This is a genomic window from Alicyclobacillus suci (assembly GCF_017329615.1).
GTDB classification, from domain to species: Bacteria; Bacillota; Bacilli; order Alicyclobacillales; family Alicyclobacillaceae; genus Alicyclobacillus; species Alicyclobacillus suci.
In genome coordinates, this window is the sequence record NZ_JAFMTW010000138.1 from 1 (window position 1) to 873 (window position 873).

Genomic DNA, 873 nt, shown 5'->3' on the forward strand with positions numbered 1-873 from the left:
TTGCGAGGCTAAGTTTTATCGCGGCGACGCGAAACGTCAATTGCATCGTGAGATTGAGCTGATGCGTGGGATACATAGCCTCAGTCCAGTTGTGGTCGTAGACGAAGCACATTTGCTAGATCGGGAGATGCTCGAGGAAGTAAGATTTCTTTTGAATTTTAAAATGGATGCGCAAAGTCCTATGGCGCTAATTCTCGTCGGACAGAGTGAGCTCTGGGAACGGCTCAACTTACAGGCTTACGCCGCCATTCGGCAACGCATTGATCTACAGTGTAAGTTGCATCACTACGACCGCGCTGAAATCGGGGCATACATTGAACGTCATCTAGCCTACGCGGTAGCTGGACAGCAATCTATTTTCTCGGATAAGGCTGTCGATGAAATCTATCGTTTCTCGGGTGGAGCTCCACGACTGGTCAACAAACTCTGTACGCACTGTCTCATGTATGGGGCTCAAAATCGGCAACGGATCATCGACGACCACATGGTCGAGCGCGTCATTCAAGGTGAATGCTCATGATGGCACGGAGATTACAGATGTTCTACGATCCAGAGTTGTCGCGTTGGGTGGTTGAGGGCAAAAATGAGTGGTACAGTTTGCACTGCGGGGAGATTGTGCAATTTCACATTGAACGCACAACGCTTAGTGGACGGCTAGAGCTTGGACGAACATCTTGGTACATCATCAGCGGCGACGTCGCGTTTGGACTCTTAGAAAATCGGCGATATTTGGTTAGCGTCGACCTTTAGAAACACTGTCGGGAGGGGAGGAAACTTCCTTCCCATTTTTGCAAGCGTTCTTGGACAGCGAATCCGTCAGTTCTCGGTCAACTTACACCGTCAGTTTTCGGACGTTATGCTATGTCAGTAACA

At 49.4% G+C, this 873-nt stretch carries 2 protein-coding genes; both read left to right on the forward strand.

From position 1 onward, the window contains the following. Positions 1–520, forward strand: a 520-nt coding sequence (locus J3482_RS20140; protein ID WP_206923078.1) for an ExeA family protein, incomplete at its 5' end; no start/stop codon positions are given. Further along, on the forward strand, positions 520–750 hold the full coding sequence (locus tag J3482_RS20145) for a DUF5348 domain-containing protein (protein ID WP_031217800.1): 231 nt from the start codon (positions 520–522) through the stop codon (positions 748–750). The genes J3482_RS20140 and J3482_RS20145, both read left to right, overlap by 1 nt. Positions 751–873 lie beyond the last annotated feature (123 nt).